This window comes from Tepidiforma bonchosmolovskayae (assembly GCF_008838325.1).
Classification (GTDB): domain Bacteria; phylum Chloroflexota; class Dehalococcoidia; order Tepidiformales; family Tepidiformaceae; genus Tepidiforma; species Tepidiforma bonchosmolovskayae.
In genome coordinates this window covers 2,422,630-2,444,063 of sequence record NZ_CP042829.1, presented here as the reverse complement: position 1 = coordinate 2,444,063, position 21,434 = coordinate 2,422,630, and the positions used below count along the sequence as shown (strand labels likewise).

At 69.7% G+C, this 21,434-nt stretch carries 24 protein-coding genes; 13 read left to right on the top strand and 11 right to left on the bottom strand.

All coding sequences use genetic code 11. The features are described 5' to 3' along the window. Window positions 1–8: 8 nt before the first annotated feature. Both Tbon_RS12155 and npdG read right to left on the bottom strand, forming a co-directional pair. Window positions 9–806 carry an alpha/beta fold hydrolase gene (locus Tbon_RS12155; protein ID WP_158067948.1) on the bottom strand — a complete coding sequence of 266 codons (798 nt, stop codon included), beginning with the start codon at window positions 804–806 and terminating at the stop codon, window positions 9–11. A gap of 2 nt (window positions 807–808) precedes the next feature. Beyond that, window positions 809–1,459, bottom strand: coding sequence for an NADPH-dependent F420 reductase (npdG, locus tag Tbon_RS12150; protein WP_158067947.1), 651 nt, complete (start codon window positions 1,457–1,459; stop codon window positions 809–811). A gap of 260 nt (window positions 1,460–1,719) precedes the next feature. Between npdG and ftsH the strand changes: the two genes are divergently transcribed. The 7 genes from ftsH to Tbon_RS12115 all read left to right on the top strand — a co-directional run bounded on the left by ftsH (window position 1,720) and on the right by Tbon_RS12115 (window position 7,207). Further along, complete coding sequence (gene ftsH, locus Tbon_RS12145) at window positions 1,720–3,729, top strand: ATP-dependent zinc metalloprotease FtsH (protein WP_225734626.1); 2,010 nt, start codon at window positions 1,720–1,722, stop codon at window positions 3,727–3,729. 113 nt (window positions 3,730–3,842) lie between these two features. Continuing rightward, entirely contained in the window at window positions 3,843–4,154 is a 312-nt protein-coding gene (gene rplU, locus Tbon_RS12140; RefSeq protein ID WP_158067945.1) for a 50S ribosomal protein L21, read from the top strand. 4 nt (window positions 4,155–4,158) lie between these two features. Continuing rightward, a complete protein-coding gene (gene rpmA / locus Tbon_RS12135; RefSeq protein WP_098504204.1) occupies window positions 4,159–4,425 on the top strand; it encodes a 50S ribosomal protein L27 in 267 nt (88 codons plus the stop codon). Window positions 4,426–4,436: 11 nt separating this feature from the next. Further along, window positions 4,437–4,637: a 50S ribosomal protein L31 gene (gene rpmE / locus Tbon_RS12130; protein WP_158067944.1), complete on the top strand. Its 201-nt coding sequence runs from the start codon at window positions 4,437–4,439 to the stop codon at window positions 4,635–4,637. Between the two features lie 64 nt (window positions 4,638–4,701). Continuing rightward, complete coding sequence (locus Tbon_RS12125) at window positions 4,702–5,625, top strand: DUF1385 domain-containing protein (protein ID WP_158067943.1); 924 nt, start codon at window positions 4,702–4,704, stop codon at window positions 5,623–5,625. A gap of 65 nt (window positions 5,626–5,690) precedes the next feature. Continuing rightward, window positions 5,691–6,923, top strand: coding sequence for a DNA polymerase Y family protein (locus tag Tbon_RS12120; protein WP_158067942.1), 1,233 nt, complete (start codon window positions 5,691–5,693; stop codon window positions 6,921–6,923). Next, window positions 6,872–7,207, top strand: coding sequence for a hypothetical protein (locus tag Tbon_RS12115; RefSeq protein ID WP_225734625.1), 336 nt, complete (start codon window positions 6,872–6,874; stop codon window positions 7,205–7,207). Before Tbon_RS12120 ends, Tbon_RS12115 begins: the two co-directional genes overlap by 52 nt. On the opposite strand, the gene Tbon_RS12110 is transcribed toward Tbon_RS12115, so the two are convergent. Then, window positions 7,167–7,676 carry a flavodoxin family protein gene (locus Tbon_RS12110; RefSeq protein ID WP_158067941.1) on the bottom strand — a complete coding sequence of 170 codons (510 nt, stop codon included), beginning with the start codon at window positions 7,674–7,676 and terminating at the stop codon, window positions 7,167–7,169. The two genes, Tbon_RS12115 and Tbon_RS12110, sit on opposite strands and share 41 nt — an antisense overlap. Continuing rightward, window positions 7,634–8,314, bottom strand: coding sequence for an HAD-IB family phosphatase (locus tag Tbon_RS13995; protein ID WP_192497965.1), 681 nt, complete (start codon window positions 8,312–8,314; stop codon window positions 7,634–7,636). The genes Tbon_RS12110 and Tbon_RS13995 overlap by 43 nt, the downstream gene beginning before the upstream one ends. Before the next feature lie 39 nt (window positions 8,315–8,353). On the opposite strand from Tbon_RS13995, the gene Tbon_RS13990 reads away from it, so the two are divergent. From Tbon_RS13990 to Tbon_RS12095, 3 genes are all read left to right on the top strand, one after another. Beyond that, window positions 8,354–9,529, top strand: coding sequence for a THUMP-like domain-containing protein (locus Tbon_RS13990; protein ID WP_192497964.1), 1,176 nt, complete (start codon window positions 8,354–8,356; stop codon window positions 9,527–9,529). 7 nt (window positions 9,530–9,536) lie between these two features. Next, window positions 9,537–10,517 (top strand): D-2-hydroxyacid dehydrogenase, encoded by a 981-nt coding sequence (locus Tbon_RS12100; protein WP_158067939.1) that lies wholly within the window; start codon window positions 9,537–9,539, stop codon window positions 10,515–10,517. A 105-nt stretch (window positions 10,518–10,622) separates the two neighbouring features. Further along, window positions 10,623–10,841, top strand: a complete 219-nt coding sequence (locus tag Tbon_RS12095; protein ID WP_098504211.1) for a helix-turn-helix domain-containing protein — start codon at window positions 10,623–10,625, stop codon at window positions 10,839–10,841. A 98-nt stretch (window positions 10,842–10,939) separates the two neighbouring features. Here the strand turns inward: Tbon_RS12095 and Tbon_RS12090 are convergent, their stop codons facing one another. Continuing rightward, window positions 10,940–11,161, bottom strand: a complete 222-nt coding sequence (locus tag Tbon_RS12090; protein ID WP_158067938.1) for a hypothetical protein — start codon at window positions 11,159–11,161, stop codon at window positions 10,940–10,942. Window positions 11,162–11,257: 96 nt separating this feature from the next. Then, a complete protein-coding gene (locus tag Tbon_RS12085) occupies window positions 11,258–12,661 on the bottom strand; it encodes a DUF3048 domain-containing protein (RefSeq protein ID WP_158067937.1) in 1,404 nt (467 codons plus the stop codon). A 77-nt stretch (window positions 12,662–12,738) separates the two neighbouring features. Here Tbon_RS12085 and Tbon_RS12080 point away from each other — a divergent pair, with 77 nt between their 5' ends. From Tbon_RS12080 to Tbon_RS12070, 3 genes are all read left to right on the top strand, one after another. Beyond that, window positions 12,739–13,710 (top strand): ATP-dependent 6-phosphofructokinase, encoded by a 972-nt coding sequence (locus Tbon_RS12080; RefSeq protein ID WP_225734624.1) that lies wholly within the window; start codon window positions 12,739–12,741, stop codon window positions 13,708–13,710. 57 nt (window positions 13,711–13,767) lie between these two features. Further along, window positions 13,768–14,241 (top strand): thioredoxin-dependent thiol peroxidase, encoded by a 474-nt coding sequence (gene bcp / locus Tbon_RS12075; RefSeq protein WP_158067935.1) that lies wholly within the window; start codon window positions 13,768–13,770, stop codon window positions 14,239–14,241. Between the two features lie 71 nt (window positions 14,242–14,312). Continuing rightward, window positions 14,313–16,862: a M1 family aminopeptidase gene (locus tag Tbon_RS12070; RefSeq protein WP_158067934.1), complete on the top strand. Its 2,550-nt coding sequence runs from the start codon at window positions 14,313–14,315 to the stop codon at window positions 16,860–16,862. Window positions 16,863–16,873: 11 nt separating this feature from the next. On the opposite strand, the gene Tbon_RS12065 is transcribed toward Tbon_RS12070, so the two are convergent. The 5 genes from Tbon_RS12065 to Tbon_RS12045 all read right to left on the bottom strand — a co-directional run bounded on the left by Tbon_RS12065 (window position 16,874) and on the right by Tbon_RS12045 (window position 21,433). Beyond that, the gene (locus Tbon_RS12065) at window positions 16,874–17,320 is read right to left on the bottom strand and encodes an FHA domain-containing protein (protein WP_158067933.1); all 447 of its coding nucleotides are present in this window, start codon (window positions 17,318–17,320) and stop codon (window positions 16,874–16,876) included. Beyond that, window positions 17,317–18,000, bottom strand: a complete 684-nt coding sequence (locus Tbon_RS12060; protein WP_225734623.1) for an FHA domain-containing protein — start codon at window positions 17,998–18,000, stop codon at window positions 17,317–17,319. Before Tbon_RS12060 ends, Tbon_RS12065 begins: the two co-directional genes overlap by 4 nt. After that, complete coding sequence (locus Tbon_RS12055) at window positions 17,997–19,397, bottom strand: peptidoglycan D,D-transpeptidase FtsI family protein (protein ID WP_158067932.1); 1,401 nt, start codon at window positions 19,395–19,397, stop codon at window positions 17,997–17,999. The genes Tbon_RS12060 and Tbon_RS12055 overlap by 4 nt, the downstream gene beginning before the upstream one ends. Before the next feature lie 81 nt (window positions 19,398–19,478). Beyond that, window positions 19,479–20,660 carry an acyl-CoA dehydrogenase family protein gene (locus Tbon_RS12050; protein WP_158067931.1) on the bottom strand — a complete coding sequence of 394 codons (1,182 nt, stop codon included), beginning with the start codon at window positions 20,658–20,660 and terminating at the stop codon, window positions 19,479–19,481. A gap of 92 nt (window positions 20,661–20,752) precedes the next feature. Continuing rightward, complete coding sequence (locus Tbon_RS12045; protein ID WP_158067930.1) at window positions 20,753–21,433, bottom strand: regulatory protein RecX; 681 nt, start codon at window positions 21,431–21,433, stop codon at window positions 20,753–20,755. Window position 21,434 lies beyond the last annotated feature (1 nt).

The window sequence follows — 21,434 nt, the reverse complement described above, 5'->3', positions numbered from 1 at the left end:
GCGGCAGGTCAGACGGACGCGAGGAAGTCGAGCAGCACGGCTGCCGAGCGCTCGGGGTCGTGCGCCCAGAAGTTATGGCTGTCGCCCTCGAGCCATTCAAGGCGGGCGCGGGGAATCTGCCGGGCGAGAAGTTCGGCGTTGGCCGGCGGCACGAGCCGGTCGATCGTGCCGTGGAGGATGAGGACCGGGAAAGTCGCAGCAGCAACGGCGGGATTGGGGTCCGGCGCAGCCTGGGCGGCCTGGAGCTGGAACTGGAACGTCCGGGCCGGCGTCGGGTTGGCCATCGTGCGGTTGAACCGGTCGATCAGCTCATCCTCATTGCGGGCGATCCATTCCGGCGGATGGATGATCGGCCAGCTGGCACGGGCGGACTCGATGAGCGGCCTGGCGGGGTCCCAGAAGAGCGCCGTCCGGAGGTCCTCCTCGGTTGCGGGGATGCCGTTCGGGGGGCAGAGGAGGCTGAGCGAACGGATACGCGCCGGCCCGTACTCGCGGACCACGTGGCGCACGATGATGCTGCCGAGCGAGCAGCCGAGCAGGTGGAACCGCTCGAGGCCGAGGTCATCGGCGACGGCCATGACGTCGGCGGTCATGTCGGACATGGTCCAGGGCGCGGACGGCTTCTCGGACCGGCCGGTCCCGCGATTGTCGAGGAGGACGAGGCGGTAGTGCGGTTCGAGGAGCGCCGGGAAGACATCCCACCAGTCGCCGGAGTGGCCGCCGATACCGTAGACCATGACGAGCGGGTCGCCGGAGCCGCGGGTTTCGTACCAGATGCGGGCGCCAGAGCGCTCGGTGAACGGCATCGTCAGATTCCCACGATCCGGATGCTGGTCTGGGTTTTGTGCTTCCGGTTCAGGTTGATGAGGAGCGCGGTGAGCATTTCGACGTAGCGGCTCTGGGAGGGGCCGCCGGCATCGATGCCGCGCACGCCGGCGATCTGATTGGCGAGGCCGATGATGACCTGCTTGGCCTCGGCGTCTTTGCCGCAGACGAGGACGTCGGCCTCGATCGGGTGGTCGAGGTGCTGGAGCTCCTCAGCGCTGAGGTTCTGGAACGCGCTGACGACGCGGGACTCGGGGAGCTGGGCGATCGCCTCCTGGAGGGCGCTCCCGCCGGGGACATCGAGGGCGACCGCACCGACGCCCTGCCGGAACTCGAGCGGGGCAACGACATTGCAGACAATCTTCCCGGCGAGGGCGCCGGCGAGCGCTTCGAGCGTGGCCGCCTGTCCGCTGTACGGGAAGGTGAGAAAAACGACGTCGGCATCGCGGACAACGGAGGCGTTGTCGCCGCCCGCGGCAGCAGCGCCGGGCACGGCCTCGCGGACCTTCGCGGCCGCTTCTTCGCCGCGCTCGGCAGAACGGGAGCCAATGGCAACCTCGTGCCCGGCGCGGGCGAAACGCATGGCAAGCCCGAGACCTTCAGGACCCGTGCCGCCGACGAATGCGAGCTTCATGCAGCCTCCTCAGAGCTGGAACGCGTGTGGGGATGGCGTACAGCGTAGCGGCTGGAAGGACAGGGAGCGAAAGGTGCGTCCGTGAGGGCTGGGGGCGGGTGCTGCGCCAGGTGCGCGGCGGTGACGTATCCATAATGGAGGCCCCTGCACGGGCGCCCGGAGCGTACAGCGCCGCTTACATCGGCGGCGGGCACGGCCCGGGGCACCTGCTATACTCGATTCGTGCGCAGGCCCCGACTGCGCCATCACGGAGTTCCCTATTGTATTCCCGCTGGATTCGCAACAGTTTCTTCTGGCTCCTCGTCATCGTTGCGGTCATCGCGATCTTCTTCGCGTTCTTCGCCAACGGCAGCGACCACCAGTCGGTCGAATTCGGGCAGGTGATCACGGACGCTGAACGCGGGCGCATCGAGAAGATCGAGGTTGACGGGCGCACCCTGACGGTCACGTACATCCGGCAGGCCAACGAAGAGACGGGGAAGGTCGTCACGGCGAAGGCCGGGCCGAACACGAACATCGAGGACATCCTGACGCAGCGCGGTGTGGCCCTGAGCCGGGCGCCCGGGACAGCGGAGGGCGTTCCTGCCGTCAACCTGGAGTACAAGGACAGCTCGGGGTTTGGGCCGTTCCTCGGCCTGCTGCTGAACATCCTGCCGTTCCTGCTGTTCGGGCTGTTCCTGCTGCTGATCATGCGCCAGGCCCAGGGGTCGAATTCGCAGGCGATGAGCTTCGGCAAGAGCCGGGCCCGCCTCTTCACCGGGAGCAAAGTCACCGTCACGTTCGCCGACGTCGCCGGTGTTGATGAAGCGAAAGAGGAACTCGCCGAGGTGGTCGAGTTCCTCAAGTACCCGGAGAAATTCGCGGCGCTGGGTGCGCGGATACCCAAGGGCGTGCTGCTCGTGGGGCCGCCGGGCACCGGCAAGACGCTCCTCTCGCGGGCGGTAGCGGGCGAGGCGGGCGTGCCGTTCTTCAGCATCTCCGGCTCCGAGTTCGTCGAGATGTTCGTCGGCGTGGGCGCCAGCCGGGTGCGCGACCTGTTCGACCAGGCGAAGAAGAACGCGCCGTGCATCGTGTTCATCGACGAAATCGACGCGGTCGGCAGGCAGCGCGGGGCCGGCCTGGGCGGCAGCCACGATGAGCGCGAGCAGACGCTGAACCAGATTCTCGTCGAGATGGACGGGTTCGATACGGGCACGAACGTCATCGTCATCGCCGCGACGAACCGCCCCGACATCCTTGACCCGGCGCTGCTCCGGCCGGGGCGCTTCGACCGGAAGGTCGTGCTCGACGCGCCGGACATCAAGGGGCGCGAGGCGATCCTGAACGTCCACATGAAGGGCAAACCGATTGCCGACGACGTCGATGTCGCGGTGCTCGCGAAGGCGACATCCGGCTTCTCCGGGGCCGACCTTGCGAACCTCGTGAACGAAGCGGCCATCCTGGCCGCCCGGCGGAACAAGAAGATCATCACGATGAAGGAGTTCCTCGAGGCGATCGACCGGGTCATCCTCGGGCCGGAGCGGAAGAGCAAGGTAATGAGCGACCTCGAGAAGAAGGTCACGGCCTACCACGAAGGCGGGCATGTCATCGTTGCGCACTTCCTGAAGCACCACGACCCCGTGTACAAGGTGACGATCGTCTCCCGGGGGATGAGCGGCGGGCACACCCGGTTCCTCGGGGAGGACACCAGCTACCACACGCCCTCGATGTTCAAGGACCGCATGGCGAGCGCGCTCGGCGGACTCGCTGCGGAGGAGATCGTGTTCGGCGAAGCCTCGACCGGGCCGTCGAGCGATATCCAGCAGGTGACGCGCATCGCACGGTCGATGGTGACCCGCTGGGGGATGAGCAAGAAGCTCGGCCCGCGGACGTTCGGGAAGACCGAGGAGCTCATCTTCCTGGGCCGTGAAATCTCTGAGACGCGGGACTACAGCGAAAAGATTGCCGAGGAGATCGACGAGGAGGTGCGGGAGCTGATCGACGAGGCGCACGCGACAGCGACGAAGATCCTGCTCGAGCACCGGAAGCTCCTCGATAAGCTGGCGAGTGTGCTCATCGAGGTCGAAACGCTGGAAGGCGAGCAGCTCGTGCGTCTGCTGAACAGCGACCCGGACGAGCCGTGGCCGCCGCCGGACCTGGCCGAACCGAAGCCGGAGGCCGCGGCGAAGCCGACCGCGGAGGAAGCGCCGCGGCGCCCGATCTTCGAGCCGAAGCCGGCGACCGGGCTTGCGTGGGAGAGCGGCAACCAGTCGCGCACCGACGGAGGCTGACCGGCAGGAGCCGGCAGCAAGGGAAGCATTCACGGGAGCCCCGGGTTCGTTGACTGGACCCGGGGCTCCGGCGACACTTGAAGAACCGCCTGGGAGTTCCCGGAGTTCGAACTATGGAAGCGATCGTTCGCGCCGATGGGCGCCAGTTGCGCCTCGTCGAGGGGCAGGAATTCGAAGTGAGCCGGATCGACGGCGAGCCCGGCGACATTGTGGACCTCGATGTCATGATGGTCCTCGATGGGCCGAATGTGACGGTCGGGACGCCGCTGGTGGAGGGTGCGAAGGTGCGCGCCCGGATCACCCAGCACGGCCGTGCGCCGAAGCTCGTCTTCATGAAGTACAAGAACAAGGTCCGCTACCGGCGCAAGCTCGGGCACCGGCAGCCGGTGACCCGGCTCGTCGTCGAGTCGATCACGAAGGGGTAGCGAGATGGCGCACAAAAAGGGTGTCGGCAGCTCGAAGAACGGGCGTGACAGCAACAGCAAGCGGCTGGGCGTGAAGCACTTCGATGGCGAGGTGGTGAAGCCGGGCGCAATCATCATCCGCCAGAAGGGCACGCGGTTCCACCCGGGCGCGAACGTCGGGCTGGGCCGCGACTACACGATTTACTCGCTCATCGATGGCCGCGTGAAGTTCGAGCCGTTCGCGAAGGGGCGGCGCAAGAAGGTCAGCGTCTACGCGCTCGAGAGCGCGTGAGGGAGATGACGATGAAGGCTGGGATTCACCCGCAGTACGTGGACGCCGTCATCCACTGCTCGTGCGGCAACGAGATCCGGACGCGGTCGACGAAGCCGACGATTCATATTGACGTTTGCAATGTGTGCCACCCGTTCTTCACGGGCGAGCAGCGCATCGTCGACACGGCCGGCCGGGTGGAGCGGTTCAACCGGCGGTACCAGCGCGGCTAAGCCGCGAGAGCGACAGCGAGGGGGCGCCGATGGGCGCCCCTTTTCCATTTTTCGGGGTCCGCACATGGCAGCAGAGCCGGCGCAGGTGTACTACGGAGGCCAGGCGGTCATCGAAGGGGTGATGATCCGCGGCCCGGAGCACATGGCGGTTGCGGTCCGGCACCCGAATGGCCACATCATCACCCACTCCGAACGGCTGAGCGGCATCTACACCGGCCGGAGCCGCCGGATTCCGCTGCTGCGGGGCGTGGTGGTGCTGTGGGAAACGCTGGCCCTGGGTATGCGGGCACTCAATTTCTCCTCGCGGATCGCCTTCGAAGAGGAGGACGAGGACGGCCAGCCGGTCGAGTTCCCCGAGAAGGCGTTCCTCGGGACGATGCTGCTGGCGCTGATCTTCGTGGTCGCGGTGTTCTTCGCGGCCCCTATCCTCCTCGCGCACCTGCTCGAGCGGTGGGACGTGGCGCGTGCATGGGTGGTGCTGGCGGAGGGCGTGGTGCGGCTGGGGCTGTTCGTGGGGTACATCGCCGCAATCGGGCTGCTTCCGGATATCCGGCGGGTATTCCAGTACCACGGCGCCGAGCACATGACGATCCACGCGTACGAGGCGGGCCGTCCGCTGACGGTGGCCGAGGTGCGGCGGTTCCCGAAGGAGCACCAGCGGTGCGGCACGAGCTTCCTGCTGGTGGTGGTGCTGGTGGCGCTGGTGACGTTCTTCGTATTCGACCTGCTGGTCGATGAAGGGCTGCTGGTGCGGGTGGCTTCGCGCATTGTGCTCATCCCGGTGGTGGCCGGTGTGAGCTACGAGCTCCTGCGGTTCGGGGCGCGCTACCGGGAGAACGGGCTGGTGCGGGCGCTGTTTGCACCGAACATCGCGCTCCAGGCGCTGACGACGAAGGTGCCGGATGACAGCCAGGTCGAAGTTGCGATTGCGGCGTTCGAGGCGACGCTGGAGGCGGCCGGGCCGGGCCGGGGGGCGCCGGCGCCGTAGGGTGCAGAATTTTCACATTCGGGCTCTTCCGGATTCAGAACACATGTTCTATTCTCGGAAGTCCGATGGACTTCGCCTGCATCCAGGTCCCCTGGTTCGCGATTGCGGTTGCGCGGCGGGAGAACCCGCAGCTTGCGGGGCGCCCGGTGGTCGTGGGGGGCGCACCGGAGGAGCATGCAGAGGTGACGGCCTGCTCGCCGGAGGCGATGGCCGCAGGGGTTGCGCCGGGGATGAGCCTGCGGCGGGCGCTGGCGCTCTGCCCGGGCGCGGTCTTCTTGCCGCTGGCGGCATCGGTGCTCCGGGCGGAGGCCGACCGGCTGGCGGCCCTGCTGCGCGAGCGGAGCCCGGTGGTGGAGGAGGCAGGCCAGGGACACCTGCACTGCGAAATCCGGGGGCTGCCCGAACTCCTGGGACTGGGGACGGCGACGTACCTTGCGCAGCTGCGGGAGAGCCTTGCCGGGGAGACCGGACTCCCGGTGCTGGCCGGGGCAGCAACGACCGTGTTCGCAGCCCACGCCGCCTGCAGCGCGCTCGGGCTCGGTATCGGCGTTGCCGGCGACCGGGGCGGGCCGCGCCAGTCGATCTCGGTGGTGCCGGGGCGGGAGCGGGAGTTCCTAGCCCACCTGCCGGTCGAGGTGCTGCCGGTGGAGCCGGCGATGCACCAGCGGCTGCGGCTGTTCGGCATCGAGCGGCTGGCGCAGGTTGGCGCGCTGCCGCTTTCGGCGATGCAGGCGCAGTTCGGACCGGCAGGCCGGCGGGCGTGGGAGCTGGCGAACGGCCGCGACAGTTCGCGGCTTCAGCCCGCGCAGGAGGAGCTGCGGGTGACGGAGGAGGTCGAGCTGCCGGCGCCGGCGGTTTCGCAGGCGGCGCTGCTTGCCGGAAGCGAGGCGGTGCTCGCGCGGGCGTTCGGGAGGGAGGAGGTCGCAGGGCGGGCCGTGCGCATCGTCACGTGGTGGGCCGGGCTGGAGGACAGCACGCGGGTGAGCCGCCGGCTTGCGTTCCGTGAGCCAACCGCCGACCCGCGGCATGCGCTGTTCGTGCTGCGGTCGAAAGTGGAGGCGCTGCGACTGCCGGCGCCGGCGCTGAGCGTGGGCGTCGAGCTCGCGGGCATCTGCAGCGAGTACGCGCACCAGCAGCTGCTGTGGAGTTCGGGCCGCGGGCGCCAGCGGGAGCTCGACGATGCGATTGCGCAGCTGCATGCGCGGGCCGGTGAGCCGCAGGTGTACCGCATCGTGGAGGTGCAGCCATGGTCACGGATTCCGGAGCGCCAGGCGGCGCTCGTGGCCTACGGTTCCTGAATCGCCCGCGGGGGCTGGCTGTCGAAGCGGATGGGGCGGGCGAACCGCGCGCCATCGCCTGGCAGGGCCGGTTCCGGCGGGTGACCGCCATTCACGACCGGTGGCGGATCGACGACGAGTGGTGGCGCGAGGAGATCAGCAGGGTTTACTTCGAGGTCGAACTGGAAGGCGGACGGCGGCTGACCGTGTTTCATGACCTCGTGGCGGGGGGCTGGTTCCTGCAGCCGTACCGGCCGCCGACCACTACGGGGGAGCCGCCCGGAGGCGCCGCGCGAAGGCGGTGACGCGGGCTCCGAGGGCCCGGGCCTGCGCTTCGTCGTCCGGGGTAACCTCGCCATGGGCGGTGGCGCCGTAGTAGGAGCCGGACCGCCGCATCCGTTCGCTCCAGGGGAGCCCGACGACGACCATGCCGTGCGCGAGGAGCAGGTGGAGCAGCTGCAGGAGGGTGGCTTCCGTGCCGGCCGAGCGGGAGTAGCCGGCAGTGAACGCCCCTGCCGGGAGCCCGGCAAGTTCGCCCGACTCCCAGAGGTCGCCGGAGGCATCGAACCAGGCCTTCAGGCGGCCGGTGATGCCGCTCCAGTTCGGCGAGCCGACGACGAGGCCGTCGCAGGCGAGGAGGTCGGCGGGCAGGGCGGTTTCGACCGTCCGGCGCAGGCATTCCCCGCCGGCGTCGCGGATGCCGGCTTCGACGGCGTCGGCAAGGCGGGCGGTCAGCCCTCCGCTGGAGTCGTAGAGGAGGAGGATGCGTACCACCGGGGGGCCTCCTGTTCGAGCACGGCGATGACGTCGTAGAACGTTTCGAACGGGTAGAGCTGCGGGTGTTCGCCTTCGAGCCGCTCGCGGAGGGTGCTGCGCGCGAAGACGACCGGGGCGAGCCGGGCAGCGGCGATGTCGCTGGCGCCGTCGCCGATGTAGACGACGAAGTCGCCGAGATCGCGGAAGGCGCGGGCGTAGGCGAGCTTGAACCCCTCCTGGAGCTCGACCCCGCGGGGGCTGTCGTAACGGACCCGCCACCGGTAGGCGAACCAGGTGCGCCCGCAGTGCCGGACCAGCCGGTCGAGGCGGTGGGCATCGAGCACCGGGTCGACATAGAGGTCGAAGCCGTTGCTGACGACGACCGGCAGCCAGTCGTTCCAGGTGGCCCAGTCGATCAGCTCGAGGAAGCCGGGCCGGAGCCGGGCCGTTTCGAGCGCGAAGGCGCGGAGCGTCGCATCGTCGGCCTCCACGAGGTCGAGCGCGGCGGCGTTGTACTGCTCGACCGAGAATTCTCCCGCACGGTAGCGGGCCTCGAGCTCGCGCCATCCGGGCGCAGCGAAGCGCTCGAAGAGCTGGCGGGCGGTATTGTCGAGGACGATGGTGTCGTCGAAGTCGAGGCAGATGAGGTTCGCCACGAGAACAGTTTCGCACGCCCCGGCGCCGGAGCGCGGCCGATGAGGCTGGAGCGGGCGAAGTACCTCGCGAGCGCGGCCGGGCAGGAGGCCCTCGCCTCCCTGCCCGGGGAGTGGACGGCAGAGGACCCGGTCCGGGTTGCGGCCCGGCTGCGCCGGCGCTTCCCGCCGGAGGAGGCGGCGGCGCTGGGCGAGCAGCTCGCGCTGCGGGCACGGATGCGGCAGCGGTTCGGCGAGATGCCTCTGCAGCTTGCGACGGCCGAGGGGCTGGAGATGCTCACGCACCCGCTGGTGGCGCGGCGGCGGGCGGCGCGGCTGGCCGCGCTCGGGTTGCCGGTTGTGGACCTCACCTGCGGACTGGGCGGCGACCTCTGCGCCGTCGTGGAGACCGGGACGCCCGCAGCCGGGGTCGAGATGGATGCTGCGACGGCGCTGCTCGCACGGGTCAACACCGGAGGCAGAGTGGTCATCGGCGATGCGCTGCGGCCGCCCTGTGACCTGGCGCGGGCGGCAGTCGTCCTCGACCCGGGCCGGCGAGCCGGCGGCGCGCGCACGTTCGATCCGGCGGGATTTTCACCGCCGTGGGACGCCTGCCTCGAGCTGCTGGGCGGGGCGGCCGTCGGGGCGCTTAAGGGGCCGCCGGGACTGGACCGGGCGATGGTCCCCGGCTGGTGCGAATACGAAGCCGTGCAGGTCGGGCGGGACCTCAGGGAGCTGACGCTCTGGGCCGGCCGCGGCGCAGCGCCGGGGCTTCGGCGCGCGGTGCTCCTCCCGGGCGGGCACGAAATCGACTCGGAAGCGCCGGAGAGCGACGACGTGCGGCCGCAGGTTGGGCGGTATGTGTTTGACCCGGAGTCGTGTGTGACGCGGGCGAGGCTCGTGCGGCAGCTGGCCGCAGCCCTCGATGCGTGGCAGCTCGACGAGCGGGTGGCGTACCTGAGCGCCGACCGGGCGGCAGCCCACCCGCTCTGCGCGGCGTTCGAAGTGCTGGAAGTGATGCCGTTCGGGGTGAAGCGGCTGCGTGAGCTGCTGCGGAGCCGCGGATGGAAGCCTGCGGAGATTCGGCGGCGGGCGTTTCCGCTGGAGCCCGACGAACTCCGGCGGGCGCTCGGCAGGGTCGAGGGCGCCGAGGTCACCCTGATCTGCACCACCGTCGGGGGCGAGCGGCTGGTCGTCGTCGGGCGGCGATTGCGCCCGGAAGGCGGCAAGGGCGGATAATCCGGCCATGCCAGTGCTGCTCGTTTCCCCGTACATCGCGCGCACTTACCGGCAGGCCATCGAGGCGGCATGGCCGGGCCTGGAACTCATCGTGCTGCCGGATGACCCGGCGGCCCGGCTGCCGGCTGAGGTGCTGGAACGGATCGACTTCGCGTACTTTTCCGGCGATGTGTATCCGGAGTACTCGCGGTCGTTTTTCGCAGCGACGCAGGGCGCACCGAACCTGCGCTGGCTGCACACGTTCAATGCCGGTGTGGACAACCCGGTGTTCCGCCGCTTTCTCGACCGCGGGGTGGTGCTCTCGACCTCGTCCGGTTCGACGGCGCAGCCAATCGCGCAATCGGTCATCGGCGGGATGCTGATGCTCGCGCGGCCGTTCCTGCGCTGGGCCGACGCGCAGCGGCGCCGGGCCTGGGAGCCGGTGCCGGCCAGCGAAGCGCCCGCCGACCTCGCCGGGCAGCGGATGACGGTCGTCGGCCTTGGAGCGATCGGGAGCGAGGTCGCGCGGCTGGCGCGGGCGTTCGGGCTCGAGGTCACGGGAGTGCGGCGAAGTCCGCGGCGGGAGGGCGACCCGGTGGAGCGGGTCGTTCCGCCCGGGGAGCTGCCTGCGCTCGCCCGGGAGACCGACTGGCTCGTCCTTGCCTGCCCGCTGACCGAAGAGACGCGGGGCCTCGTGAGCCGCGACGTGCTGGCGGCTCTTCCGCGGGGGGCGTGCCTGCTGAACGTGGCGAGGGGCGAGGTGGTGGACGAAGCGGCCCTGATTGAGGCGCTCGCGACGGGCCACCTCGGCGGCGCATACCTGGACGTCTTTACGACGGAGCCGTTGCCGCCCGACTCGCCGCTGTGGGGGCTGCCGAACGTAATCATTTCGCCGCACAACTCGGCCGTCGCTGCCGGGAACGAACGCCGGGCGACGGAGGGGTACTTCCTGCCGAACCTTGCGCGGATGCGGGCCGGGCAGCCCCTGGTGAACGAGGTGCGGAGCTAAGGCGCAAATGCTCAGGGGTGTAGACAATAATGCAGCGGGGGTGCTAGGTTCTCAGGTGCCTAAGCCGTTCAGCGATTCGGCGGACCCTGTTCGAAGGTTGCCCCCATGGCCTCGGTAACACCGTTCGACGACTACTACGACCTCGTAGAGGCGGCCCGCGAGCTCGCCATCCACCCGCAGAGCCTCAGGCGGCTCATCAAACAGAACAAGATCCCGGCGACGATGTTTGCGGGGAAGTACCTGATCGAGCGGGACAAGCTCGAGATGTTCAAGAGCAACTACGACCCGCGGCCCGGGCGAAAGCCGATCCGGCGCCTGCTCTAGGACGACCCGACGGGAAGCAACGGGAAGCAAGGACATGCCCGGGCAGCGTGAGGCTGACCGGGCATCTGTTCATGGGGAATTCGCCGGGGGGCTGCGCCTCAGCTGAAGATTTTGCCCTGGCCTGTCAGGACCACCAGGGTGACGAGGATAACGGCCTCGACGAGGAGGATGGTGCCGCTCACTGCAGCCCAGATAGCCTGCGTACGGCCGCGCGTTGCGAAGACCGGGATGGTGATGATGAGCGCGGACGCGAGGAAGATCAGCAGGTTGATGACGCCAAGGCTCATGGCGCTAATCAGGAAGGGCAGGGAAGCAGCCATCACGTCTCCAGGGCGCGCGGAGCACCACGGCCCCGCGAGTTCATCGTTCGAGAGGGAATCATAGCGGGGGTGCCGTAACAGGCTACCCGGCGACGCTCAGCGGCCGGGCGCCGGGCTCGGCGACGGCTGCGCCGCAGCCGGGGATGTCGGCGGGGCAGCCGGCGTTTCCGCCGGCGCTGTGCCCGTTGGCGTTGCGGCGGGCGGCTGCGCCGGGGTTGGCGCCGGCGAAGACGGCGTCGGCGTGGCGGTCGGTTCTGCGGTCGGCTCCGGGGCAGGCACGGTCTCGTCTTCTGACGGGCCGGGCGCCGGCGGGGGTGGGACATACTTCGGCAGCTCGGGCAGGTCGTCCGCATTCGCCGTGAAGGTGAAGGCTCCCTGCTGGGGGATGACTTCGACAAAGATGGGGCCGCGCTCGAACGCGATTTCGCTGCCGGACGCGTCGTAGAAGCGGGTGCGCGCCTTGCGGTCGGGCTTGCGCCAGGTGCCTTCGATGGCGCGGCCGCCGGTGAAGACCGTGGCCGGGCCCTCACCGACCTGCTCAAGCAGGACATGACCCGCTTCATCGACGACCGCGGCATTGACACGCATGACGATGACGGTGGTGAAGAAGAGCTGCTGGCCGGTATTCCCATCGACGGCGGGGCCGCCGAACTGGAAGCGGCCGTAGGCCCTGCGGGACGCATCCCATCTCCACTGGATGAGCTGCCAGGTGTAGAGCCGGCCGGAGAAGTCGACCTGGATGCCGGCCGCAGGGACACCCTGCGGCGGATCGGAGGGGTTCCGGAACGTCCACGGCTCCACGGTCGGCGGGCCGGCGAAGCCGAGCGCCGCGGCGGCAGCCCGGAGCCGTTCGCCCGTCGTCGCAAGGTTGTACGGCGCGTAGCGGGAGGAGTCGCGGTAATAGGCCGCGTTCGACCCCGGCTTGAAGGCGTCGAGGTCGCGGATGCCCCAGTCGATGATCTGGCCGACGGCGTTGGCCTCGTTCGACGTGGTGGCGCCCCCGGCGTGGCTGTAAAGGGCCCCGAGTTCGTCGACCCAGATGACGAACGGCGTACGCGCGGAGCGGACAGGCATGAGCAGGGCTGGGTCGCGCCGCCAGAAGACGGCCATGAGGCGCGTGATGCCGCCTTCGACGAGGGCTTCGTAGACAAGGTCGGCGTCGCCGATGCCGTGGTGCGGGACGGCGTTCGGAGTGTTGTCAAACATCACAGCGAGCGGGAGCAGGTCTTTCCGGGCGGCCCACTCCTCGGCCGTCATCGGAGCACCGTCGAGGATGCCGGCGTAGGGCGACTCGGCCGGGGTCGGCGAGGGAGCAGCGGCGGACGTGGCAGCGGCGGTGGCCGCCGCAGTCAGCGACGGGCTGGGAGCGCCATCAGTGGAGGCTGACCCGCCGCCCCCGGAGATGACGACCGCTACGATGACTGCGGCAACGATTGCTGCGAGCCCGGCGCCCGCGATGATGAGCAGGCGCGGTCCTGTGACGTTTCGCATTCCCCCCATGGCTGGATGCTACCAGCGGGGTCGCTGGGTTCAATGGTGCTTGCCCGGTTCACGGGGAACCCCTCAGAGTGATGGACATGAAGCGACTTGGAATCCTGACCAGCGGCGGCGATGCGCCGGGGATGAACGCAGCGATCCGGGCGGCCGTGCGGACGGCGACCCGGCTCGGCGTCCAGATGGTGGGCTACCTCGACGGGTACTCCGGGCTCGTCCGGGGGGCCTTCGTCGAACTGGACGACCGCGCCGTGGGGAACATCATCCAGCGCGGCGGGACAATCCTCGGGACCTCGCGGTGCCCCGAGTTCCTTGACTCGGAGGTCCGGGCCCAGGCAGCGAATCAGATGAAGCTGGACGGCATCGACGGGCTCATCGTCATTGGCGGGGATGGGAGTTTCCGGGGAGCGCTGGCACTGCAGGACGAATGCGGTGTGGCCGTCGCCGGGCTGCCGGGCACGATCGACAACGATGTCTGGGGCACGGAGGAGTCGATCGGGTTCGATACCGCGGTCAACACGGCGCTGCTGGCAATCGACCAGCTGCGCGACACCGGCGAATCGACGGGGATGATGTTCTTCGTTGAGGTGATGGGACGGACGAGCGGGGCGATTGCGCTGCACACGGCGGTGGCGGGGGGCGCAGCGGGCGTGGTGGTGCCGGAGGCGCATGCAGAGATTGACCTCGTCATCGAGCGAATTCGGGAGACGATGGCGAAAGGGAAGCGGAGCCACATCATCGTGGTCGCGGAGGGCGACGAGGCAGGCGGCGCGTTCGGTGTCGCGCCGATCATCGGCAAGGCGCTCGACCGGCCGTACCGGGTCGTGGTGCTCGGGCACACCCAGCGAGGCGGGCGTCCGACGATGCGCGACCGCCTGGTTGCCTCAGAGGGCGGGGCGATGGCCGTCGAGGCGCTCGTGGCGGGCCGCACGGGCGTCATGATCGGGCGGCAGGGCGGCCGGTCGGTCGAGGTGAATCTCCGGGACGTCGTCAAGAATGGGCACCCGCCCGTGAACACCGACCTCCTCCGTCTCGCCCAGCAGCTTTCCGGGTAACGGAACGCGCGGCGCGCGGCGTACGATCTGGCGAATCCATCGCAGGAGGACCCGACCATGACAATGCCCGAAGCCGGCACGCCGGCGCCGCCCTTTACCCTGCCCGACCAGGACGGAAAGCCGGTCTCCCTTGCGGAATTCAAGGGGAAGTGGGTGGTGCTCTACTTCTACCCCAAGGACGACACACCCGGGTGCACGAAAGAGGCGTGCAGCTTCCGCGATAGCCATGCCGCGCTCCAGGCGAAGGGCGCCGTCGTGCTCGGGGTGAGCGGCGACAGCAGCACTTCGCACCGGAAGTTTGCCGACAAGTACGGCCTGCCGTTCCCGCTGCTGGCCGATACCGACCATGCCGTGGCCCGGGCGTACGGGGCGTGGGGCACGAAGAAGATGTACGGCAAGGAGTACGAGGGGCTGATCCGGTCGACGGTGGTCATCGACCCCGAGGGGAAGGTGGCGAAGACCTGGCCGAAGGTGAAGCCGGACGCTCACGGCGCAGAGGTGCTGGCCTGGCTGGAGGCCAACGCAACGTAAGCACCTGCATCGCCCGTAGGGAGGCCGGCTCGTAGGATGGCTCGCCAGAACACGAGGAGGCGGACCTGCCGATGTCGTTCCTGTATGGTGAGCGCCTTTCCTGCGGCCGGCTCGCACTGGCTGCCGACGAGCCGCGCACCCCGCCCCATGCGCTGCCCGGCGACCGGCCGGTATGGCCGCGGGACCGGGTGGTCGACATCCTGCACGTGAAGATTGAGGTCGCCCTCGATATCGAGGCGCGGCGGGTGCGGGGCACCGTCACGCACACGGTTTCGCCGCTCAACGACGGCACCCGCTTCGTGCCGTTCGATGCGGTCGACATGACCATCTCATCGGTTACGGTCGGGAAGCGAGATGCGCCGTTCGAGTACGACGGACGGCAGCTGACCGTGGACATCGGCGAGGGGCGGAAGCGCGGACAGGAGCTGCCGATCGCCATTACGTACGAGGCGGCGCCGCGCATCGGGATGTACTTCATCGGGCCGGATGCGGGCTACCACGACAAGCCGCGCCAGGTCTGGACGCAGTGCCAGGACGAAGACACCCGGTTCTGGCTGCCGTGCTTCGACCACCCGAGCGACAAGTTCACCTCAGACGTCGTGGTGACGGTCCCGGGGGACTGGTTCGCGCTCTCCAACGGGCGGCTGCTGAGCGACAAACGGAATCGCGACGGCACGCGGACGTTCCACTGGCACCAGGACCGGCCGCACCCCGCCTACTTGCTGACGATTGCGGCGGGCGAGTTCGCGCGGATCGAAGGCGCGGCCGATCGGGTGCCCATTGACTATTATGTTGAGCCAAAGGATGTCGAGGCGGCAGAGCGGACGTTTGCGAACACGCCGGCGATGGTCGCGCTGTTCGAAAAGCTGACCGGTATGCCGTACCCGTGGGCGAAGTACAGCCAGGTCGTCGTCCGGGACTTCGTCTTCGGGGGGATGGAAAACACGAGCGCGACGACGATGACGGAGAACATCCTCCTCGACGCGAAGGCGAAGCGGGACTTCGACAGCGATGACCTGATTTCGCACGAGCTGGCGCACCAGTGGTTCGGCGACCTCCTCACCTGCCGGGACTGGTCGCATGGCTGGCTGAACGAGGGATTCGCGACCTACTTCGAGATGCTGTGGGACGAGCACCACCACGGGGTCGACCGGTACCGGCAGGGGGTAATCGACAACACGCGGCTCTACCTGGACGAGCGGTACCGGCGGCCGATCGTGACGAACGTCTTCCATGACCCGATCGACATCTTCGACCGGCACCTTTACGAGAAGGGTTCGCTCGTGCTGCACATGCTGCGGGGGGAGCTGGGCGACGAAGCGTTCTTCCGGGCGCTGCAGCGGTACGTGCGGGAGCACGCAGAGCAGAACGTCATCACCCAGGACCTGGTGGACGCCATTGCCGCGGAGACGGGCCGCAGCCTCGAGTGGTTTTTCGACCAGTGGGTGTACCGGCCGGGGCACCCCAAACTCAAGGTGAGCTGGAGCTGGGACGACGAGCGCGGGCTGGCGGCGGTGAGCGTGAAGCAGACGCAGGAGACGGCCGACGGGACGCCGATCTTCCGCTTCCCGGTGACGATCGACTTCCGGAAGGGGCGCGGGAAGCCGCAGGCGTTCCGGGTGGAGGTGACGCGCGCTGAGGAGCAGTTTGTGTTCCCGCTGCCGTGGAAGCCGGACCTGTGCCGGTTCGACCCGTACGGCTGGGTGCTGAAGGAGCTGGAGTGGGACAAGTCTGTCGGGGAGCTGCGGCTGCAGCTGCGCGACGACGACAGCATCCTCGGGCGCGCGTGGGCCGCAGCCGAGCTGGGGAAAAAGGGCGGCGCTGAGGCGACGGCCGCACTCGAGGCGGCAGTGATGGGCGACCGCTGGTGGGGCGTCCAGGCGGCGGCAGCGCGGGCCCTGGGTGAGATCCGGACGACCGCGGCGCGCGACGCACTGCTCCGGTGCCTGGCGGTCCGGCAGCCGCGGGCGCGCCGGGCGGTCGTGGCCGCGCTCGGCGAGTTCCGCGGCGACGAGGCCGTCTTCGAGGCGCTGCAGAAGTATGCGCGACGCGACCAGTCGTGGTTCGTGGAGGCAGAGGCCTGCCGAAGCCTCGGCAAACTGCGCCTGCCCGCAGCCTTCGACGCGATTGCAGCGCAGTTCGACCGGCCGTCGTTCCGGCAGGTCGTGCGGGTTGGATGCATCGACGGGCTCGTGGAGCTGCGCGATGAACGGGGATTCGAGCTCCTGCGGCGGGCAGCGCGGTACGGCGAGCCGTTCCAGGCGCGGCCGCCGGCCGTGGGAGCGCTGGCGCGGCTGGGCGAGTTCTTCCCGGAGCGCAAGAAGGTGCTCGGGGAGGAGATTGCCGCGTTCCTCGACGACCCGGACTTCCGGGTGCGCATCGCCGCGGCGAACGCGCTCAAGACCCTCAAGGACGAGTCGCAGATCCCGGCGCTGGAGCGGATGGCGGCGCGCGAGCTGGACGGCCGCGGGGTGCGAATGGCGCGGGAGAATGCGCTGGCGCTGCGCAAAGGGGCCGCGACCGACGACGAGGTGCGGAAGCTGCGCGAGGAGTTCGAGAAGTTGCGGGATGAGAACGCGAAGCTCCGCGACCGCCTCGAGCGGCTGGAAGCGCGGAAGTAGCGGCGCTGCCGCTACCGCTCCGGCGGCGCGAGCCGAAAGACCACGGCGCCCAGCTGCAGCCGTTCGCCCCCGCGGAGGCGGAGGCCGGCGGGCGGCACCGGGCGGCCATCGACGAAGGTGCCGTTGGTGCTGCCGAGGTCGCGCACGAGCCAGCCTCCGGGCTGGAGTTCGAGGCGGGCGTGCCGCGCCGAGACCGATGGGTCGCCGATGACGATGGCTGCGCCGCCGTCGCGCCCGATCTCCATGACGCCGGCAAGGCGGTAGGACGTGCCCCGGGGGACGCCAGACTCGCCGGGGACTTCGAGCACGAGCCGCCAGTGGGCGGGCGGGTGGGCGGCCCGACCCGGCTGCCGCGGGAGGTAGCTGGCCCGCAGCGAGCGCGCGACGGCCGCGCACGTGCCGAAGAGGACGGCGAAAAGGGCCAGCCGGAGGAGCAGGAGCTCGACGGAGTCGCTCACGGAGCAGCCTCGAGGCGGAGTTCAGCTGCCCCGAGCGCGAGGGTGTCGCCGGGCGCAACCGGCGCGGCGGCCACGCGCTCGCCGTTGACGAAGGTCCCGTTACGGCTGCCGAGGTCGCGGATTTCGAGACCGCCGCCGGGTCCGTGGCGGATTTCGGCATGGCGGCGGGAGACCGTCAGGTCCGGCACGACGAGGTCACAGTCGGCCCCCCGGCCAAGGACGAACGGGGTGTGGGTTAGCGGAACCGCGGCCCCCCCGGCGAGGCGCAGACGCAGCCCTTCGAGGCGCCGGAGGCGGACGGTCTCGCGGACCGTGGCGACGCTGGCGGGCGCAGCCGGGTCGTGGAAATCGGCACGGATGACCGGCTGACCGGGTTCGCAGGCCGCCGACGGCACGAACGCGAGCTGCCACGGGGCGAACGGGCGGAGACCGGCGGCGGTGCAGGCGGCGTCGAGGCTTTCGCAGATGGCAGCTTCGAGATCGGCCAGGACCGGGGCCAGGGCCCGGGCATCGCCCGGGTGGAGCCGGACGACGATGCGGTTGGGGGCTTCGCCGCCGACAGCGGCGCCGAGGACGGCATCGACGACCGCCTGGGCGAGAGAGGACGGATGGAGGGCCGCGGGCAGGCCGAGGCGGAGCGCCCTGGCGACAGCCCGCTCAAGCAGCGGCTGGCCGGTCACCGGGCCACCGCCGCACGGATGACCTGACCGGCGATCGGCGCGGCGACGGCTCCGCCCTGACCGCCGGACTCGACGATGACGGCGACCGCGATGCGCGGCTGCTCGACGGGGGCGAAGGCGATGAACCAGGCGTGGGAGGTGCCGTCGCCGGCCTCAGCGGTGCCGGTTTTGCCGGCCACCCTGGTACCGGGGATCGCCACGCCGGACGCCTGGCCGGCTTCCACGACGGAGGCCATCATGGCAGCGACCTCACCGGCGATCCGCCGGTCGAGAACGCGGGTGGACGACGGAGCGGAGAGCGCTCGGGCCGCGCCCTCGCGGTTCACGGCCTCGAGGGCGATCCGGGGCCGGGGCAACTCGCCGCCGCTGGCGATGACTGCGGCGACGAGCGCCATCTGGAGCGGCGTGGCGAGCAGCTGCCCCTGGCCGAAGGCGGTCGAGGCGAGCAGGACGGTGTCGCGGCTGGCGCCGGACGCACGGAGCTGGGAGGCGGCGGTATCGAGGGGGAAATCGATGGGGCGCCCGAACCCAAAGCGTGCAGCGACGGCCTCGAGCCGCTGCCAGCCGAGTTCGACACCGATGCGAGCGAAGATTGCGTTGACGGAGTAGGTAAAGGCGCGGCTGAAGGGGTAGGTCCCGACGCCCTGCGGGGTGTTGCGGCAGGAGATCGGGAAGCCGTCGATGACGATTTCGCCCGGGCATTCAACGATGGTGTCCGGGGTGATGATGCCAGCCTCGAGGGCCGCTGCCGCGGTCACGGTCTTGAACGTCGACCCTGGCGGGTAGAGCCCCTGGGTGGCGCGGTTGAGGAGCGGCGCGTCCGGCGACTGCAGCAGGGCCTCGCCGGTGTTTCCCAGAGCGCCGGGGTCGAAGGTGGGAACGCTGACCATCGCGAGGATCTCGCCGGTGATGGGGTCGAGGGCGACGACAGCTCCCTTCCGGTTGCCCAGGGCCTCGCGGGCTGCGGCCTGGACGGCGGGGTCGATCGTGAGCCGGACATCATCCCCGGGCACAGGTTCGCGCAGCAGTTCGTAGCGGAGGGCATCGAGCCAGCCGCTGCCGGAGCGGCCAGCCAGGACCGCATCGTAGGCGAGCTCGATGCCCTGCGAGCCATAGCGCGGGTCGAGGTAACCGACGACGTGGGCGAGGGAGGCATCGTAGAGATACCGCCGGCCCCCGCTGAGGGTCTCGACGAGGACATTGCCGTCGCGGTCGAGGATGCGGCCGCGGCCGGGGTCGTAGAAGCGGCTGAGGGTGCGCGGGTTGCGGTCCTGGCTGGCGAGGCCGGTATCGAGCACCTGCCACCAGAGGAGCGCCGCGATGACCGCCAGGCCGAAAAGGCCCGCCAGGGCGGTGATGACCCCGAGCCGGCGCTCGAACTCTGCGGGGGTGAGCACGGAGCGATTGTACGTGCGCAATGCCGGCGGGGTGCAGCATGGGCTGCACCCCGCCGCTGGCGGCCTGGGCCGGCGGTTCGCCTAGCCGCGCGGGAGGCCGAGCCCGCGGGTGGCGATGATGTTCCGCTGGATTTCGTTGGTTCCGGAGTAGATGGTCGACGGAACCGACATGAGGTAGGACTCGGGGAGTTCGCCGTGGAGCGGTGCGCGCGGTTCTTCGGGGCGGAGCTGCCCGGCGAGGCCGAGCATGTTGACGCCGAAGTTGTAGATGCGCTGGCCAAGCTCCGACTGGAAGATCTTGACGACCGACGCCTCGTAGTTCGGCACCTGGCCCTTCGACTGGATGTAGCCGATGCGGTAGCCGAGGTAGCGGCCCACGTTGTTGGCGATAACCAGGTCGGCGAGCTTCGTGCGGTACTTCGCCCGGCGGTCGGCCGGGCCTTCGCGGAGGGTGCGCGCGAGCTTTTCGAGGGTGCGCCGCTGGGAAGCGGTCGTGCCAATGCCTGACCGCTCGAAATCGAGGAGGGTCATTGCGACATACCAGCCGCGGTTCTCCTCGCCGACGAGGTTCTTCGCCGGGACGCGGACGTCCTCGAAGAAGACCTCGTTGAAGTGGTGGCGGTTCGCCATGTTGATGAGCGGGCGGATGGTGAGGCCCGGCGTGTTCTTGATGTCGTCGATGAGGAGGAAGCTGATGCCGCGGTGCTTCGGCGCCTCCGGGTCGGTGCGGACGAGGCAGAACATCTGGTTGGCGCGGTGACCGCCCGAGGTCCAGATTTTCTGGCCGTTGATGATGTAGTCATCGCCGTCGCGGACCGCGCGGGTCTGGAGCGAGGCGAGGTCGGAGCCGGCGCCCGGTTCGGAGTAGCCCTGGCACCAGATGTGCTCGCCGCTCGTGATCTTCGGGAGGTAGTAGCGCTTCTGCTCCTCGGTGCCGTGGATGATGAGGGTGGGGCCGATCATGCCGACGCCGAAGCCGCGGGTGCCGGTATCGGGTGCGCCCCAGTAGCCGAACTCCTCGCTGAACACCATCTGCTCGAAGATGGAGGCGCCGAGGCCGCCATACTCCTTCGGCCAGGCGGGCGCAATCCAGCCGCGCTGGGCGAGCTTCCGGTTGAACTCCTGGGCGAACTCGAACTCCTCGTCGGAGCGGGTGCCAAGCTGCTCACCGCCTTCTTCGAGGCGATTGCCGAGCGTTTCCTGCAGGAACTTTCGGACCTCCGCGCGGAGGGCCTCTTCTTTCTCGCCGAAGCGCAATTCCATGGACGATGTAACCTCCGGTGCCGGCCGCGATGGCCGAGGGTAGCGTGCCAGCGGATTCTGCCAGAGATTGGTGCGCTTCGATAGCGCCGCACTTACGGCGCGTCGGCGACTTCGGGGCCGGGGCGGTCGCCGGCGAGCTGCTCCCAGGCGGCGCGCAGGGCTTCGGCGGTGACGCGGTAATCGAAGCCGCGCCGACGGAGGAAGCCCCCAACCTTAGCGAGGAACTCCTCGTGGGTGCGGTCGCTGTAGCGGCGCCCGCGCTGGAGGGCGAGGGCGGTGGCCAGCTCGAGGTCGTCGATCCCGTCGGTGGCGGCAGCAGCTGCCTCGGGGTCGATGCCGCGGCCCAGCAGTTCGTAGCGGAGCATGGCGGTGCCGCGCGGGGAGACGCGCATCCGGTCTTCGACCCATGCGCGGGCGAAGCGGGCATCATCGAGGAGGCCGGCGCTCCGGAGCCGCTCAATTTCGTGCGCGACCGTCTCGGGGTCGAAACCGCGGAGGGCGAGACGGGTGCGCATCTCGTGCTCGGAGCGCGGGCGGGCGTCGAGGAGCCGGAGGGCGGCCTCGTGTGCGTTGGCGCGGCGTTCTTCGCGGTCGAGCTGCGCCAGCAGGTCGGGGTCGGCGGCCATGCCGACAGCGACCCCCGCGCGCTCGCAGGCTTCGTCGGAGGCGACGAGCTCGCGGCCGTCGCTGAGGACGATAATGCGAAGCCTGCCGCGGCCGGCGGGGCTCATGGAGACGATGTACGGAACCTGGGGACTGGATGACTCGTCCATA

Bases quoted from the DNA above. Each gene is read 5' to 3' on its own strand.
- Tbon_RS12155 (WP_158067948.1), bottom strand. From the start codon at position 806: ATGCCGTTCACCGAGCGCTCTGGCGCCCGCATCTGGTACGAAACCCGC.
- npdG (WP_158067947.1), bottom strand. From the start codon at position 1,459: ATGAAGCTCGCATTCGTCGGCGGCACGGGTCCTGAAGGTCTCGGGCTT.
- rplU (WP_158067945.1), top strand. From the start codon at position 3,843: ATGGAAGCGATCGTTCGCGCCGATGGGCGCCAGTTGCGCCTCGTCGAG.
- rpmA (WP_098504204.1), top strand. From the start codon at position 4,159: ATGGCGCACAAAAAGGGTGTCGGCAGCTCGAAGAACGGGCGTGACAGC.
- rpmE (WP_158067944.1), top strand. From the start codon at position 4,437: ATGAAGGCTGGGATTCACCCGCAGTACGTGGACGCCGTCATCCACTGC.
- Tbon_RS12125 (WP_158067943.1), top strand. From the start codon at position 4,702: ATGGCAGCAGAGCCGGCGCAGGTGTACTACGGAGGCCAGGCGGTCATC.
- Tbon_RS12120 (WP_158067942.1), top strand. From the start codon at position 5,691: ATGGACTTCGCCTGCATCCAGGTCCCCTGGTTCGCGATTGCGGTTGCG.
- Tbon_RS12115 (WP_225734625.1), top strand. From the start codon at position 6,872: ATGGTCACGGATTCCGGAGCGCCAGGCGGCGCTCGTGGCCTACGGTTC.
- Tbon_RS13990 (WP_192497964.1), top strand. From the start codon at position 8,354: ATGAGGCTGGAGCGGGCGAAGTACCTCGCGAGCGCGGCCGGGCAGGAG.
- Tbon_RS12100 (WP_158067939.1), top strand. From the start codon at position 9,537: ATGCCAGTGCTGCTCGTTTCCCCGTACATCGCGCGCACTTACCGGCAG.
- Tbon_RS12095 (WP_098504211.1), top strand. From the start codon at position 10,623: ATGGCCTCGGTAACACCGTTCGACGACTACTACGACCTCGTAGAGGCG.
- Tbon_RS12090 (WP_158067938.1), bottom strand. From the start codon at position 11,161: ATGGCTGCTTCCCTGCCCTTCCTGATTAGCGCCATGAGCCTTGGCGTC.
- Tbon_RS12085 (WP_158067937.1), bottom strand. From the start codon at position 12,661: ATGGGGGGAATGCGAAACGTCACAGGACCGCGCCTGCTCATCATCGCG.
- Tbon_RS12080 (WP_225734624.1), top strand. From the start codon at position 12,739: ATGAAGCGACTTGGAATCCTGACCAGCGGCGGCGATGCGCCGGGGATG.
- bcp (WP_158067935.1), top strand. From the start codon at position 13,768: ATGACAATGCCCGAAGCCGGCACGCCGGCGCCGCCCTTTACCCTGCCC.
- Tbon_RS12070 (WP_158067934.1), top strand. From the start codon at position 14,313: ATGTCGTTCCTGTATGGTGAGCGCCTTTCCTGCGGCCGGCTCGCACTG.
- Tbon_RS12050 (WP_158067931.1), bottom strand. From the start codon at position 20,660: ATGGAATTGCGCTTCGGCGAGAAAGAAGAGGCCCTCCGCGCGGAGGTC.
- Tbon_RS12045 (WP_158067930.1), bottom strand. From the start codon at position 21,433: ATGGACGAGTCATCCAGTCCCCAGGTTCCGTACATCGTCTCCATGAGC.